This is a genomic window from Celeribacter naphthalenivorans, from assembly GCF_020524585.1.
GTDB lineage: Bacteria > Pseudomonadota > Alphaproteobacteria > Rhodobacterales > Rhodobacteraceae > Celeribacter > Celeribacter naphthalenivorans.
Window position 1 is genome coordinate 359,906 of sequence record NZ_JAIVLK010000004.1, and the last position, 12,341, is coordinate 372,246.

Consider the following 12,341-nt stretch of genomic DNA (forward strand, 5'->3'; position numbering starts at 1 on the left):
CAGGGCGACAGACCCGACATGTTCGAGAAAGACACGACAGATGCGCAGACAAATCGCGACGGTGACATGGGGTCTGACATGATGCGGGACTATAGCAAAGGGGTTCTTGTTGCCGTGCTGGTCGCTGTGGCGGCCAAGTTCCTGTCGGAACATTACGGCGCGCCCGCGATGTTGATGGCACTGCTGTTGGGCATCGCGATGAATTTCCTGTCCGACGACCCGCGCACCCATGCCGGGATTGATTTCACGGCGAAGAGCGTGTTGCGCATTGGCGTTGCGTTACTGGGCGTGCGGATCAGTTGGGAGATGCTGCGCGATCTGGGGCCGGGGATTGTGATCTGTGTCATCGCGGGTGTGGTCCTGACCATCGGCTTCGGCGTCCTTTTGGCGCGGCTTTTGGGCAAGGACACGGAGTTCGGCCTGTTGACCGGCGGTTCCGTTGCGATCTGTGGTGCTTCGGCGGCGATGGCGATTGCCGCCGTCTTGCCCGCGCGGGAGACGAGCGAGCGCGACCTGAGTTTCACGGTGCTGGGCGTGACGATCCTGTCGACACTGGCGATGATCCTCTACCCGATGCTGGTTGGTCTTTTGGGGCTTGATACTGAGCTCTCAGGTGTCTTCCTCGGCGCCACGATCCATGATGTGGCGCAGGTGGTGGGCGCGGGGTTTTCCGTCTCTGACGAGGCGGGCGAGATCGCCGTGCTGGTCAAGCTCATTCGTGTCTCGATGCTCGCCCCCGTGGTGCTTTTACTGGCGCTGCGCGGGCGTCGACATGTGACGGGCGGTGAGCAGGGTAAGGTGCAGCTTCTGCCGGGGTTCCTCATCGCTTTCGTGATCTTTGCCGTGCTCAATTCGTTCGGGGTCATTCCGCCTGCTCTGCAATCTGCCCTGACGCAACTCTCAAACTGGGCGCTTTTGATCGCGATTGCCGCCGTGGGGATCAAGACCTCGCCGGGCAAGAGCCTTGCCGTCGGTGGACCGGCGATTGCCATGGTCGTGGGGGAGACGGTGTTTCTGGCGCTCTTCACAATTGCGGTGGTGTCTTTGGTCTGAGCGCAAAACTGATGCTGCAAACCGCGTGGATGTCATTGCACAGACATGAGGCTGTCCTATCTAGCGAAGGGTGCGACGCGATCTGTCGCGCATTGCTTCGGGCCCAAACATGACAGAGACACTCGAAAATAACCGCGCCACAGCGCCGAGCCGGGTCTTGCTTTGGCTGGAATTCCTCGTGCTTTTCATCGCCGTGCCGGTGGCCGTGGCGGTGGTTCTGCCGTCCAATGCGATGTTCCCGGCGCTTTTCGCCTCGACGGTTCTCGGCGTTGTGCTTTTGCATCTGACGCCTGGGTTTCACTGGCGTGATCTGTTGGCGGGGCGGGGGAGTTTCAAGGCTCTCACGCTTGTCACCTTCGCCGTGATCACCGCCGCGATTTCCTATGCGGTTCTGGCCACCACCGCGCCCAATGCGATTTTTGCGCTGTTCCGTGCGAACCCCTCGCTATGGCTGATGATCATGCTTCTCTACCCGCTGATGTCGGCCCTGCCGCAGGAGGTGGTGTTTCGCCCGCTGTTTTTTCGCCGCTACGGGACGATCCTGCCGGAGGGGCGGCTGGCGTTGACGCTCAATGCGGCGCTCTTTTCGCTGGCGCATCTTTTGTATTGGAACTGGATCGTCGCGGTGATGACCTTTGCGGGCGGGATCGTCTTTGCCTGGGCCTATGAGGTGCGCAAATCCTTTCCTCTGGCGGTGGTGCTACATGCCATTGCCGGGAATGTGCTTTTCACCTTCGGGATGGGGGTGTTTTTCTATTCGGGCAATGTCGTCCGGCCCTTCTGAGGTTCGGACAATCAGGCATAGAAAAAGGGGCGCGCACGAAAAAAGGGGCGCACGAAGCGCCCCTTTTATGTGACCGGAAAGAACGCGCCTTAGCTGCGCGGTTTGGAGTTTTCCGGGTCATAGAGCGGCGCGTAGCCGACGCCAGCCACCTCGACCGGGTAGGTCTCGTCGAGATAGGTGACGTGGAGCGTGCGGCCCACTTCACAATACTCTTTCGGCAGGTAAGCCAGAGCGATGTTTTTACCCACAGTCGGACCGTAAGCCACCGAAGAGGTGAACGAACGACGGCCAAGCTCGTCGATCAGAACCTCACCCGTTTCCGGGTCCATCACCGGCATGGTGGTGTTCGGGTAGCGTTTCACACCGTTTTTGTCCGTGTGCTCGAGCATCACCAGCGTGCAGAGCATCGCCGGTTGTTTGTCGCGGGCACGGTATTCGAGGTGCTTCTCTTTGCCCACGAAGTCCGCCTCTTTCACTTTCGGACGCGACAGATCGGCCTCATAGAGGTTGTACATCGTGTTCAGATCGGCGTTCTGCAGACGCAGGGATTTCTCCAGACGACGGGAGTTGGCGTAGGTTTCGACACCCACGGCCATCACGCCGGTCGAGCGCAGCGCGTCCCAAACGGCCAGACCGTCCTCGTAGCGCATGTGAAGTTCCCAACCTTGCTCACCCACGTAGGAGATGCGGAAGGCGGAGACTTTCTTGCCTGCGATTTCGATCGTTTTGATCGCTGCAAACGGGAAGTTCTCGATGTCCAGCATGTCCGGATCGGCGACAACCTTTTTCAGGTTCTCACGCGCGTTCGGACCCCAGATGCCGATGGTGGTGAAGTCCTCGGTCGTCTCGGTGATGGTCACGTCGAGACCGCGGTCTTCGGCCATACGCTTCATATACATGAGATCGCGCGGACCGGCGTCAGCACCGTTCACGAGACGGCAGCGGTCTTCCATGCGGAACACCGTGAAGTCGGCGCGGACCATGCCCTCAGCATCGAGCATGTGGGTGTAGATACCCTTGCCGATGTTGTTGTCGCCACCGATTTTCGCCGCACAGAGGTATTCCATCAGCTCGACGTGGTCGGGACCCGAGATGTCGGTCATGTGGAAGTGCGACAGGTTGATGATGCCGCAATCGGCGGACATCTCAAGTTGCTCGGCGTTGGAGACGCGCCAGAAGTGACGGTTGTCCCACTCGGCCTCACGCACCGGAACCTGATCGGCGTATTTCTCAAGGAGATGCTCGTTGGCTGCGTAGCCGTGAGCACGTTCCCAGCCACCAAGCTCCATGAAGTAACCACCAAGCTCAACCTCGCGCTCGTAGAAGGGCGAGCGACGCACGCCGCGACCGTTGGCGAAGGGCTCGCGCGGGTGGACTGGCGGGTTGTAGATTTTCGCAGCGGTTTCTTCGCAACGGCCCCAGATCCACTCTTCGGTCAGCTGGTAGTCGCTGAAACGCGCGTAATCGATGCCGTTGTGATCCACATCGGTGCGGCCTTTGGTCATCCAGTCGGCGATGAGCTTGCCCATGCCGGGGCCGTCTTTGACCCAGATCGCGACCGCATACCACAGGCCACGCAACTTGCGGCTTTCGCCCATGGACGGGCCGCCATCGGTGGTGGTTTGCAAGAGACCGTTGAAGGAATGGCTTTCGTTGAAACCAAGTTCGGCCAAGATCGGCGTCAGTTCCATGGCTTTTTCAAGCGGCTCGATCACGTCTTCGAGGCTCAGATCGCGCATGGACGGCCCAAGGCGGGCTTGCTCTTTCTCGAGAATGTCGCGCGGGTGAACCATGCGCACGTCTTTCTCGTAGTAGTAGCCCCATTCCATCTGGCCACCCTCGGTGGTCGCAGGGTCGCCGGTGTCGCGCATGTAGGCGGAGTTGCCTTGGTCGCGCAGAAGCGGACGACCGATTTCGAGGCCGGTGCCAGCAAATTCATCATAGGGCCCGAAGAAGGTCAGCGGGTGATCGACCGGCATCACCGGGAGGTCTTCGCCCGCCATTTCGGCAATCAAGCGGCCCCAGAGACCGGCACAGACCACAACGTAATCGGCCATGATGGTGCCGCGGTGGGTTTTCACGCCGGTGACGCGACCGTTCTCGGTCAGAAGTTCAAGCGCCGGGGTGTTGGCGAAGACTTTGAGCTTGCCGGATTTCTCGGCAGCGTCGATCAGCTCGCCTGCGACGGCTTGCGAGCGCGGCACAACGAGACCGGCATCCGGGTCCCACATGGCGCATTCGATCTCGTCTTCTTCGAGAAGCGGGAATTTCTCTTTGGCTTCGGCCGCCGTGATCATTTTCACGTTGGAGCCGAAGGCACGACCGGAGTCACAGCGGCGCTTGAGTTCGGTCAGACGGTCCTCGTCACCCTTGCGGCACACTTCGATGCCGCCGATGCGGGAGTAGCGGCCCATCTTCTCGTAGAAATCCATGGAGTACATGGTGCTCCACGTGCTCAACAGATCGTGGCTGGTGGCAAAGCAGAAGTCCGACGCGTGTCCGGTGGAGCCGATGTCGGTGGGGACGGCGGATTTGTCGATGCCGACAATATCATCCCAGCCGTTTTCGATGAGGTGATGCGCAACGGAGGCGCCGACGATGCCGCCGAGACCGACGATGACGACTTTGGCCCTGTTGGGGAACGAAGACATATCTCTCAATCCTTCTTTTCGAGGTGCTTGTCTGTGAATGGCGCGGGGAGGGCGCGCCGGGATTTACGGGGGAAAGGGTCGGCCCCGAAACCGACGACAGCCGCGCGGAGGAAATCTCCCCCCGCGCGGCCAGAATCTGTGCCGTAAACTATATCACGGCTTGGCGTCATGCACCCAGCTCCGGCACATCGTAGCCTTTTCGGCGATAGGCCGCGATCAGCGTGTTGTGCATGAGCGTCATGATGGTCATCGGACCAACCCCGCCCGGCACCGGTGTGATGGCACGGGCGCGGGGGGCGGCGGAGGCAAAGTCGACATCGCCGACGAGGTGCTTTTCTCCGTCGCGGATGACGCGGCTGGTGCCCACGTCGATCACGGTGGCGCCCTCTTTGATCCATTCGCCCTTGATCATTTCGGCCTGACCGACAGCGGCGACCACGATGTCCGCCTTGCCGACTTTCTCCGGCAGGTCTGCGGTGCGCGAATGCGCCATGGTGACGGTGCAGTTCTCAGCCAAGAGCAATTGCGCCATCGGCTTGCCGACCAAGATGGACCGCCCCACGACAATGGCGTCGAGACCCGACAGAGAGCCAAGCTGATCTTTCAAAAGCATCAGGCAGCCAAGCGGCGTGCAGGACACCAGACCCGGCAGACCGGAGGCCAGATAACCGGCGCTCAGCGGGTGCAGACCGTCGACATCTTTCGCGGGATCGATGGCTTCGATCACCTGGAGGCTGTCGAGGTGACGGGGCAGGGGCAATTGGACGAGGATGCCGTCCACGGTCTCGTCGGCATTCAACTGTGCCACGAGCTCCATGAGGGTGTCCTGTGTCGTGTCTTCGGGCAGCGTGTGCTCAAAGCTCTCCATGCCCAGCTTTCGGGCCATGCGGCCTTTCGAGCGGACGTAGATTTCGCTGGCCGGGTCAGAGCCCACCAGCACCACGGCCAGACCGGGCGCGCGGCCGGATTTTTCGGTGAAGACGGTGGCTTTCTCGGCGATCCGATCCCCAAGCCCGGCTGCAAAGGCCTTTCCGTCGATGATTTGTGCGGTCATGAACGCACCTCCTTGAAGAAGCAAAAAAGGGGACCGGATGACCGGCCCCCTTCCGGACAGGGAAATTACGGCGTGAAGACGACGGTGCGGTGGTCGTTCAACATGACGCGGCCTTCGAGGTGGTATTTCACCGCACGGGCCAGAACGCGGGACTCGATGTCGCGACCGGTGGCCACGAAGTCCTCGGCGGACATGGTGTGGGTGACGCGCTCGGTTTCCTGCTCGATGATCGGGCCTTCGTCGAGATCCGGCGTCACGTAGTGCGCGGTCGCCCCGATGAGTTTCACGCCACGATCATAAGCCTGGTGATAGGGCTTCGCGCCTTTGAAAGACGGCAGGAAGGAGTGGTGGATGTTGATGATCATGCCGAACAGCTGGGTCGACAGCTCGTTGGAAATCACCTGCATGTAGCGGGCGAGGATCACCAGCTCGGCACCGGTGTCCTGCACGAGCGCGGCAAGTTTCTCTTCCTGCTCGGCTTTGTTTTCCTTGTTCACCGGCCAGCAGTGGAACGGGATGCCTTCCTGATCGGCGACTTTGCGGGCGTCTTCGTGGTTGGACACGATGGCCACCACTTCGGCGTCGAGCCAGCCGGTTTTGATCTGGTAGAGAAGGTGCAGCATGGCGTGGTCGAATTTCGACACCATGATGATGATCTTCGGCTTGCGGGTCTCGTCCGAGATCTTGAGGTTCAGATTGAACCGATCGACGGAGGGTTTCAGCGCCAGTTCGATCGCATCGCGCTCGATGGTCTCGGGGAAGAGGCAGGACATGCGCAGGAAGAATTTGTTCGTCTTGCGGTCCCAGAACTGGTTGGATTCGGCGATGTTCGCACCACGGGACGCCATGGCGGTGGTGACGGCGGAAACGATGCCCGGCTGGTCGTCACAGGCGATGCGCAGAGTGTAGGAATTGGAGCTCATTGGATTGGTTCCGTTCATAAATGTCTGATGGGTGAGCGTCAGAGTTGACGCTCAAGCTCAGGCACGATCTCGAAGAGATCGCCAACGATGCCGTAATCGGCGACCTGGAAGATCGGCGCATCTGCATCGGTGTTGATGGCCACGATGATTTTGCTGTCCTTCATCCCGGCAAGGTGCTGGATCGCCCCGGAGATGCCGCAGGCGATGTAGAGATCCGGCGCCACGACTTTGCCGGTCTGACCGACCTGAAGATCGTTGGCGGCATAGCCCGCATCCACAGCCGCACGCGACGCGCCGATGGCGGCGCCAAGTTTGTCGGCCAAGGGGGTGATGACCTCTTGGAACTTCTCTTCGGAGCCGAGCGCGCGGCCCCCGGAGACGATGATCTTCGCGGAGTTCAGTTCCGGACGGTCGCTCTCGGAGAGGATGTTCTGCACAAAGCTGGACAGATCGCTGCCCTCAGCGGGCGCGTCCACGGACGACACAGCGGCGGAGCCACCCTCAGCGGCGGCGGCGAAGCCGGCGGTGCGGACGGTCAGAACCTTGGTCGCGTCGGTGGCTTGCACCACCTCAATCGCGTTGCCGGCGTAGATCGGACGTTTGAAGGTGTCGGCGGACACGACTTCGATCACCTCGGAGACCTGCATCACGTCCAAAAGCGCAGCAACGCGCGGCAGCACGTTTTTGCCGGTCGTGGTGGCGGGCGCGAGGATGGTGTCGTAGTCGCCCGCGAGCGAGACGATCAGCGCGGCGGACGCTTCGGCGAGACGCTCGGCCAGCGCATCGCTTTCGGCCAAAAGCACCTTGCGCACGCCGGCCAGTTTGGCGGCGGCGTCAGCGGCGGCAGAGGCGTCTTTGCCCGCGATCAGGATGTCGACGTCGCCGCCGATTTGAGACGCTGCGGTCAGAGCCTTGGCGGTCTGATCGGACAGGGTCGCGTTGTCATGTTCTGCAAAAAGAAGAATAGCCATATGTTCAGATCCCTGCGCTTAGATGACGCCAGCTTCGTTTTTGAGCTTTTCGATCAGCTCGGCGGGGGAGGCGACTTTGATCCCGGCCTCACGCTGTGCGGGCTCTTCGACACGCAGCACGTTGAGGCGGTTTTCGACCGTCACGCCGTAATCGGCGGGGGTCTTTTGATCGAGCGGCTTTTTCTTCGCCTTCATGATGTTCGGCAAGGAGGCATAGCGCGGCTCGTTGAGACGCAGGTCGGCGGTGACCACGGCGGGGAGCTTGATCTCGATGGCCTGAAGACCGCCGTCGACCTCACGGGTGACTTTCGCGGAGCCATCGCCAAGCTCAACTTCGGAGGCAAAGGTGCCTTGCGACCAGCCCAGCAGAGCAGAAAGCATCTGACCGGTCTGGTTGGCGTCGTCGTCGATGGCCTGTTTGCCGAGGATCACGAGACCGGCCTCTTCCTCGGTGGCAACGCCTTTGAGGAGTTTGGCCACGGTCAGCGGCTCGGTGGTGCCGTCAACGGTGATGAGAATGGCGCGGTCGGCGCCCATGGCGAGCGCGGTGCGCAGAACGTCTTGCGCCTGAGCCGGACCCACGGAAACGGCGATGACTTCATCGGCCTTGCCCGCTTCTTTCAGACGCACGGCTTCTTCGACGGCGATCTCGTCGAAGGGGTTCATGGACATTTTGACGTTGGCAAGTTCGACACCGGAATTGTCCGCTTTGACACGGATTTTCACGTTGTAATCGACCACCCGCTTTACAGGAACGAGTACTTTCATTTTTCCCTCTCTGTCGGCCCGAATGGTGAGGTTCCGGGCACGGGCCCCGGTGTGAGGCCTTTGCATTATTTCCAAGATAAGGGAGCAAGGTGCCGTAGCGATGCTCCCGGTGGCGTTCCCGGTCCAGCCAGGTTTACCTTCACAAATCCGATGCCCGACGAGGGATGAAACAGAGCGGCTAAACGGGTGTCGCGAACTTTCGACGGGCCATGTAATATGGCGGTTCGTGATCCCTGACCTCTCGGAGTTGTCGTCGGTCTCCCGACTCGCGTCCTCGTCATGACGACCGGATTTCTGATCGTGCCGCCTAATATGACGACTATTGCGTCGAAAAATAGAATGATTGCGTCAATCGAAGATTATCGCTACGACAGGATATCTGGGGTTTCCTGTTTGGAGGGACAAAGATGACGACTCCGTCTTCCCGAGAGCCATCCGGTCGCGACTCATCTGCCTTGCCGCGCAGCACCACGCTGCGCGCCCAAAAACCGCGCAGTGAAGGCCCGCGCCTGTCCGTGGGCTTTATCCTTGCGCGCCGGTTTACGCTTTGTGCCTTCGCCAATTTCGTCGATGTGCTGCGGCTCGCGGCCGACGATGGCGACCGCAGTCGTCCGATTTTATGCGACTGGACGGTGCTGTCGGACACGATGGACCCGGTCGCCTCGAGCAGTGGCATCACGGTGCAGCCTAAGGAACGTTTGGGCGATCCGCGCCGCTTTGACTATATTGTCGTGGTCGGCGGTTTGATGGATGAAACGCCTTCTCTGGGGCAGGCCTATCACCGCTTTCTGCAACAGGCGGCGGAGGCGAATATCCCGCTGATCGGGGTCTGCACCGGCGCGTTCTTTTTGCACCAGGCGGGGCTTTTGGATGGCTATCGCTGCTGTGTGAGTTGGTTCCATCACTCTGATTTTCTTGAGCAATTCGAGGGGCTCAATCCGGTCGCGGATCAAATTTTCGTGGTGGACAGAGATCGTCTGACCTGTTCGGGCGGGGCCAGTTCCGCGCATCTCGCGGCCTATCTTGTGGACAAACATGTGGGGCGCGCGCAGGCCAGCAAGAGCCTACACATCATGATCATCGACGACGCGTTGCAAGAGGACAAACCACAGCCCGGTCTGCCGCTCGATCTTAAGACCCAGGACCCGATTGTGCAGCGCGCGCTCTTGTTGATGCAGCAGAATATCGACACGCCGATCACGGTGCAGGACATCGCGCAGCGCATGGGCAACAGCAAACGTCAGGTCGAGCGCCATTTCCGTCTGGCGCTGAACACCTCGCCGCAGGCGGCCTTTCTCGACATGCGCCTGAATTTTGCCAAGCACCTCATCGAGAAGTCGCAAAAGTCCATCGCACGGATCGCCGTGGACGCCGGATTCTGTGATTCTTCGCATTTGAGCCGCATGTTCCGGCGCCGTTATGGCGACACACCGCAGTCTTTTCGGGCATCTCCCGGTCAGGAAGATTAATTTCCTGCCTGTAAACTGGTCGCAAAAGTTCTTTTTTCGGGCGATTCTGCTCGCAAAACAGACGAAGATAAAATTCTGCGTCAAATCGCCCAGAGCTTTGGCGCAATAATACAGGGTGATTGACGCAGCTATACTCCCTGCGCTTCGGCCTTCTCTCAATATTCCCTGAAATTCCTGGCCACGGTGCCGCTCTTGGGCGGCGTTCGTAGGCTCAACAACAAGAACTCAGGGAGAGTTTGGGTCATGGTGGCATCCCGCGACGACGCGTTCGTGTCTTTCGAACATGTACAGAAAAGCTACGACGGTGAGACCCTCGTGGTGAAAGACCTCAATCTGCAATTGGCCAAGGGCGAATTCCTGACCATGCTCGGGCCGTCCGGCTCCGGCAAGACCACCTGCCTCATGATGCTCGCAGGCTTTGAGACCGCCACCCACGGCGAGATTCGCCTCGACGGCAAGCCAATCAACCAAGTGCCGCCGCACAAACGTGGCATCGGCATGGTGTTCCAGAACTACGCGCTCTTCCCGCATATGACCGTGGGCGAAAACCTGTCCTTCCCGCTCGAAGTGCGCGGCATGGGCAAGTCCGAGCGCGAAGAGAAAATCAAACGTGCGCTCGATATGGTGCAGATGGGCGCCTTCGCGAACCGTCGCCCGGCGCAGATGTCCGGCGGCCAGCAACAGCGGATCGCATTGGCCCGCGCATTGGTGTTCGACCCGAAGCTCGTGCTGATGGACGAACCTCTGGGCGCGCTCGACAAACAGCTGCGCGAACACATGCAGTTCGAGATCAAACACCTGCACGAAAGCCTCGGCATCACCGTGGTCTATGTGACCCACGATCAGGGCGAAGCGCTCACTATGTCCGACCGCGTGGCGGTGTTCAACGATGGCCGTATCCAGCAACTCGCACCCCCCGCCGAGCTTTATGAACGTCCCGACAACAGCTTTGTCGCGGGCTTCATCGGCGAGAACAACAAGCTTCCGGGGGTGATCGAAGAGCTCAATGGCGACCGTGCCGTGGTGCGTCTTGAGAATGGCGAGTTGATCGACGCCACCGCCGTGAACGTGCAGGCCAAAGGCGACAAGACCCTCGTGTCGATCCGCCCAGAGCGCGTTGAATTTAAACCGGAATTGATCCCCGCAGGCGCGCATACGATCGATGCCGAGGTGCTCGAAGTTATCTACATGGGGGACATTCTGCGCACCCGGATGCGTGTCGCCGGTCATGACGAATTCGTCGTGAAATGCCGCAACACCATCGACCAGATGCCCCTGACCCCGGGCCAGCGCATTCGTATCGGTTGGAACCCGCTCGATGCACGCGCGCTCGACATGATCTGAGTTTCTTCGTCCCGGCGTTCAGGACCGGGGCGAGGCCATACATGCGGGAGTCATTCAGGCCCGTGTGTTTCATCCTGATCCAACATGGAGACAAACATGAACAAAAAGACTCTTTTGGCCCTGACCACCGCTTTTGGCGGACTGGCACTTCCGGCTCTGGCCGAGGACATCACCATCATGAGCTGGGGCGGGTCCTATGCCGCCGCTGAAACCGAATCTTACTACAAACCCTTCACCGCAGAGACCGGCATCGGTGTCGTCTCCGTGGACGCCGACAACCCGGCGACCCCGGTGAAAGCTCAGGTGGATGCTGGCAACGTCACCACCGACGTCGCCCTGTTCCTGATCTCCGATGCGATGCGTCTTTGTGACGAAGGTCAGCTGATGCCGATCGACGCGTCCCTGCTGCCCGATGGCGCCGATGGCACGCCTGCGGAAGAGGACTTCCTCGAAGGTACGCTGAGCGAATGCATGGTGCCGAACGACATTTACGCCACCGCCGTGGCCTATGACGCGTCGAAATTCGCCGAAGGTGCGGCACCGTCCTCCATCGCCGACTTCTTTGACACCGAGAAATTCCCGGGCAAACGCGGCGTTCTGAAGAGCCCGAAAGTGGTTCTGGAGATGGCGTTGATGGCCGATGGCGTGCCGGCAGATGAGGTCTATGACGTGCTCGACACCGACGAGGGCGTGGACCGTGCCTTCGCGAAACTCGACACCATCAAAGGCGACGCGATCTACTGGGAAGCCGGTGCACAGCCGCCGCAGCTTCTGGCCGATGGCGAAGTCGTCATGACCATGTCCTACAACGGCCGGATTTTTAACGCCGCCGTCAACGAAGGCAAACCCTTCGAAGTGCTCTGGGACGGTCAGGTCTATGAGTGGGAAGGCTATGTGATCCCGGAAGGCGCGCCGAACGCCGAGGCCGCGATGGAATACATCAAATACGCCACCTCGTCCGAGCAATCCGCAAGCTTCTCCGAGCGCATCTCCTACGGCACCCCGCGTAAATCCGCAGCACCTCTCGTGGGCAACGTCTTCGGCACCGACATCCCGATGGCGCCGAACCTGCCGACCTACCCGGAGAACATGACCAACGCGCTGGCGTCCTCCGCCGAGTTCTGGGTCGACCGCGAAACCGAGCTGGGTGAGCGTTTCAACGCTTGGCTCCTCGCCAACTGATCCTGTCTCAGGATCTGAAAAGTTTGCCGGGGGCTCCCCTTGTCCCCGGCAGATCGGCGAAAGAGCTTTACCTCTGCTCTTTCGCCGGTCCCCTAAGACCCGAATTTTGACGCGTGTTCTGACACGGCCGTGAGCGCGTGAC

At 60.4% G+C, this 12,341-nt stretch carries 10 protein-coding genes; 5 read left to right on the forward strand and 5 right to left on the reverse strand.

Annotation, left to right across the window (positions count from 1 at the left end):
• The first annotated feature begins 66 nt into the window (after nucleotides 1–66).
• Together LC094_RS11150 and LC094_RS11155 are read left to right on the forward strand one after the other, a co-directional pair.
• The gene (locus LC094_RS11150) at nucleotides 67–1,053 is read left to right on the forward strand and encodes a YeiH family protein (protein ID WP_226552910.1); all 987 of its coding nucleotides are present in this window, start codon (nucleotides 67–69) and stop codon (nucleotides 1,051–1,053) included.
• A 109-nt stretch (nucleotides 1,054–1,162) separates the two neighbouring features.
• Nucleotides 1,163–1,837, forward strand: a complete 675-nt coding sequence (locus LC094_RS11155) for a CPBP family intramembrane glutamic endopeptidase (protein WP_226552867.1) — start codon at nucleotides 1,163–1,165, stop codon at nucleotides 1,835–1,837.
• 89 nt (nucleotides 1,838–1,926) lie between these two features.
• Here LC094_RS11155 and LC094_RS11160 read toward each other — a convergent pair whose 3' ends face one another.
• The 5 genes from LC094_RS11160 to LC094_RS11180 form a co-directional block, all read right to left on the reverse strand.
• Complete coding sequence (locus LC094_RS11160; protein WP_226552868.1) at nucleotides 1,927–4,488, reverse strand: GcvT family protein; 2,562 nt, start codon at nucleotides 4,486–4,488, stop codon at nucleotides 1,927–1,929.
• A gap of 166 nt (nucleotides 4,489–4,654) precedes the next feature.
• On the reverse strand, nucleotides 4,655–5,542 hold the full coding sequence (folD, locus tag LC094_RS11165; RefSeq protein ID WP_226552869.1) for a bifunctional methylenetetrahydrofolate dehydrogenase/methenyltetrahydrofolate cyclohydrolase FolD: 888 nt from the start codon (nucleotides 5,540–5,542) through the stop codon (nucleotides 4,655–4,657).
• A 65-nt stretch (nucleotides 5,543–5,607) separates the two neighbouring features.
• Nucleotides 5,608–6,465, reverse strand: a complete 858-nt coding sequence (purU, locus tag LC094_RS11170; RefSeq protein ID WP_226552870.1) for a formyltetrahydrofolate deformylase — start codon at nucleotides 6,463–6,465, stop codon at nucleotides 5,608–5,610.
• Nucleotides 6,466–6,503: 38 nt separating this feature from the next.
• On the reverse strand, nucleotides 6,504–7,436 hold the full coding sequence (locus tag LC094_RS11175) for an electron transfer flavoprotein subunit alpha/FixB family protein (protein ID WP_226552871.1): 933 nt from the start codon (nucleotides 7,434–7,436) through the stop codon (nucleotides 6,504–6,506).
• A gap of 18 nt (nucleotides 7,437–7,454) precedes the next feature.
• Nucleotides 7,455–8,204, reverse strand: coding sequence for an electron transfer flavoprotein subunit beta/FixA family protein (locus LC094_RS11180; RefSeq protein WP_066703658.1), 750 nt, complete (start codon nucleotides 8,202–8,204; stop codon nucleotides 7,455–7,457).
• Between the two features lie 407 nt (nucleotides 8,205–8,611).
• Here LC094_RS11180 and LC094_RS11185 point away from each other — a divergent pair, with 407 nt between their 5' ends.
• The 3 genes from LC094_RS11185 to LC094_RS11195 all read left to right on the forward strand — a co-directional run bounded on the left by LC094_RS11185 (nucleotide 8,612) and on the right by LC094_RS11195 (nucleotide 12,199).
• Nucleotides 8,612–9,673: a GlxA family transcriptional regulator gene (locus tag LC094_RS11185; protein ID WP_226552872.1), complete on the forward strand. Its 1,062-nt coding sequence runs from the start codon at nucleotides 8,612–8,614 to the stop codon at nucleotides 9,671–9,673.
• A 243-nt stretch (nucleotides 9,674–9,916) separates the two neighbouring features.
• Nucleotides 9,917–11,017, forward strand: a complete 1,101-nt coding sequence (locus LC094_RS11190) for an ABC transporter ATP-binding protein (protein WP_226552873.1) — start codon at nucleotides 9,917–9,919, stop codon at nucleotides 11,015–11,017.
• A 96-nt stretch (nucleotides 11,018–11,113) separates the two neighbouring features.
• On the forward strand, nucleotides 11,114–12,199 hold the full coding sequence (locus tag LC094_RS11195; protein ID WP_226552874.1) for an ABC transporter substrate-binding protein: 1,086 nt from the start codon (nucleotides 11,114–11,116) through the stop codon (nucleotides 12,197–12,199).
• The last annotated feature ends 142 nt before the right edge of the window (nucleotides 12,200–12,341 follow it).